Here is a 3,165-nt window from a genome sequence, read left to right as displayed (position 1 = left end):
CTTGTCTTGTCTTGTCTTGTCTTGTCTTGTTAATAAAGTAAAGTTTTTCATATAAAAATATTATACTTTACATAATTATTTTGTCAACTTATTTTTATAATATACGCTAATAATATCAAAAAAGAGGAAATTATTAAAAATCTCCTCCTTAAAATTGATATCAATAAAACTCTACTGAATTAATTGAATTAGCTACTTGCTCCATAGATATATATTCATTCTCTTTTGGAAATGTGTAGCTTAATATAAGATAATTTGAGTTTTTTTCTTCAAATATAGAAAAAAATAATATTGTATTTTCTAATGTCATTTTATATTGTATGTTTTTATTGCCATTAATATTAAAATAATTTTTAAGTATATTATAATCAATACCCTCTATATGATTTATAAGATTTTCTAAAGAATTATTTTCCGCTTGCATATAACCTATTAAACAGCTCGTCTGACTTTCTTCTTCCAAAAAAATACTTTCTACAAAAAATAAATCTTTTACATATCCTGTAGTCTCTATTATATAATCTCTCTCTTCATCAGATAGTTTTATAGAATTATTTAATGGAACAAGTTTAACATTTATATTAGTTACATCATATTTATTTTTATATATAATATCATTATCCAAATCTAATTTTTTAAATCTTATATTATTATTAGAGAATATATCATAATTATTATTTTGATTACAGGAAATTATTAATAGTAATAAAAAACAAAATATTTTCATAATTTTTTATTTTGTTACAGTGACAGTTCTGCTTGTAAAACTAACTAAACCTGTTATAAGATTTAGAAATACATCACCCGCACTTCTTCTTGAATAAACCTCATAATTTGCTGAATTGCCAGCCAACTTTGTAACATCAACATCATTAACAGGAACTAATCCCCAAAGTGCATACCACTGTTTTCTTGTTAATTCAACACCAGTCTGAGGACCATCGCCTATTAAATGCCTATGCTGATAAGAGCATGAAACAAAAAATATACTTAGAGCCAATAATAAAATTATAGTCTTTGTCATTAATAAACTCCTTAATATTAAATTTGCACGTATAAGTGAACAATGTTCAGTTTAACACAATAAACATCTTTGTCAATGAATAAAAGCAAAATAAAAACATAAATAGAATTTGTTCAAGTTTGGTGATATATAGAAGTATTAATTATAAATAATATATTATGAACCCATTAAAATATTTTATCAGTTTAAATTTATTTTTAAAAAATAAAACCGCACGGTAAGCCAAACTAATAAAAAATAAAATTATTATTATGAATAAAATTATATTTTAAAATTAACTCACCGTGCGGAGAAATTATCTTGTAAACATCTTAACGTATCTTTCTCTATACTTATAGCTTAATAGCTTCTTATTATATAATTCAGAGAGTTCTTTTATTTCTGTATTATCCATTTTTTCTGTGTCTATTGCATAAATATAGCTATCTTCTTTAAAACCTTTTATCATAATATTAATATAGCCATTGAATTTTCTCTCCAAAAATGTTTTAAAGAAAAATATAGAAAATACTAAAATTAAAGAATTCACTATAACATAAGCCAAAATAAAAATATAATAAGAATAAACAAACTTCTTTCCACTGCTAAGTATAAAAAATCCCTCTCCCTGATATATAGCTGTTTCAAATAATAAATGTTTTTTCTTAAAAGTATTCCAATCTTCAGTCTGATATTTAAGCTCATTATCATAATATATTAAAGCTACATCATAAGTATTTGCAAATCCTTCATATTCTACATTATCAGACTCTAAAGAAAAAGTAGTCTGTGCCTCATATATAATATTATCCCTTATATCGCTATAAGAACTAGAAATCTTTCCATCAAATGCCCAATTCAAAATGCTGTACAATATTATAAATATAAAAGCAACCACTATTGATACACACACTACAAAGTTTGATGATAAAGATGAGAAAAAAGTATTGTTATTTTCAATGCTAAATAAATAGAAAAAATATATTATATGACTAATATAAAAAATAAATATTACATGATAAATTCTAGTTAAAAAAGAAGCGATTATACTTTCCCTTAAAAATATCCTATCAAGTGAAAAGAAATTAAAAGCATAAAATAATCCCAATATAGATAATATAAAAGGCATCAAATAAACAACCATATAAAAAAATAGTTCTATTCTAGAATATTTTTTAACATTATAGAAAAATATACATACAAAATAAAATGAACATAAAAACTCTAGACAAATTAATATATTCATTACATATTTGTTAATCTCAAGTATCATATATGCACACATAGATATAATAGTTAAAGAAGATATTGCTGCTACTATAAAATTAATATTATGTTTAATTAGTTTTTCCACTCTATTTCCCCTGTTTTTACTATATCATACAATTTTTTAATCATATTATAATCTAACCCTAAAAATGAAGCATTATTCACTAAATTATATATAGCACTTACAAATATAGGCTGCGTATATAATATATTCTCTTCAACATATGGATATGATGATATTATCCTAGATATATTAAACAAAATTGATATAAGCCTTGATGAAGAAGATAATTCATTATTTTTTATTGAATATGGTAATATACTTTTAGCTGCTATTGCTATAAATATTGGATTAATATTTTCTAAAGTAGATATATTATCAATAGAATTATCTATCATTTCTTTTGCTTTATCTCTAAACTCTTTTACATCATATTTATACTCATTGTAAATAGGAAGATATGCTATATAACTTGTATGCATTATATCTTTTAATATTAAAAGCACAGATAAATAATCAACTAATTCATCATCTGAAAGATTAAATTTATCATCATTAATAAAAGAATACTCTTCTCCATTTTCATTTTTTATACGAGCTAATACTATTTGTTTTATTATATTACTTTTTAGAGTTTGATAAGTATATGCAGTATAATCTATAAAAGATTCATTATTATTAGATTTTTTTATAAGTTTAATGATAGATTCTTTTTGAACTTCATAACTCTTATCATATCCAGGTATATGCGATAGAAACTCAAAATTAATATTATTTTCCACATATTCTGTAAATTTGTTATAAGCATCATTTCCTAAAAGCACGAAACCAATCCTATATTAATATAATCCTATTTATTATATTCGGTAAAATTTATATATAGATAAGATAA

Annotated in this window: 4 protein-coding genes; all 4 read right to left on the bottom strand. The window is 22.5% G+C overall.

Annotation, left to right across the window (positions count from 1 at the left end):
- Positions 1-160: 160 nt before the first annotated feature.
- The 4 genes from E6A48_RS11815 to E6A48_RS11800 all read right to left on the bottom strand — a co-directional run bounded on the left by E6A48_RS11815 (position 161) and on the right by E6A48_RS11800 (position 3,097).
- Positions 161-727, bottom strand: a complete 567-nt coding sequence (locus E6A48_RS11815; protein ID WP_219710500.1) for a hypothetical protein — start codon at positions 725-727, stop codon at positions 161-163.
- Positions 728-733: 6 nt separating this feature from the next.
- Positions 734-1,024 (bottom strand): Bor family protein, encoded by a 291-nt coding sequence (locus E6A48_RS11810; protein ID WP_219710499.1) that lies wholly within the window; start codon positions 1,022-1,024, stop codon positions 734-736.
- 295 nt (positions 1,025-1,319) lie between these two features.
- On the bottom strand, positions 1,320-2,357 hold the full coding sequence (locus E6A48_RS11805; protein WP_219710498.1) for a hypothetical protein: 1,038 nt from the start codon (positions 2,355-2,357) through the stop codon (positions 1,320-1,322).
- Positions 2,345-3,097 carry a pyridoxine kinase gene (locus E6A48_RS11800; protein ID WP_219710497.1) on the bottom strand — a complete coding sequence of 251 codons (753 nt, stop codon included), beginning with the start codon at positions 3,095-3,097 and terminating at the stop codon, positions 2,345-2,347. Before E6A48_RS11800 ends, E6A48_RS11805 begins: the two co-directional genes overlap by 13 nt.
- Positions 3,098-3,165: the final 68 nt, after the last annotated feature.

Origin of the sequence: Brachyspira pilosicoli (genome assembly GCF_019402445.1) — a bacterium.
Classification (GTDB): Bacteria; Spirochaetota; Brachyspiria; order Brachyspirales; family Brachyspiraceae; genus Brachyspira; species Brachyspira pilosicoli_B.
This window is presented reverse-complemented; position numbering and strand designations above follow the sequence as displayed.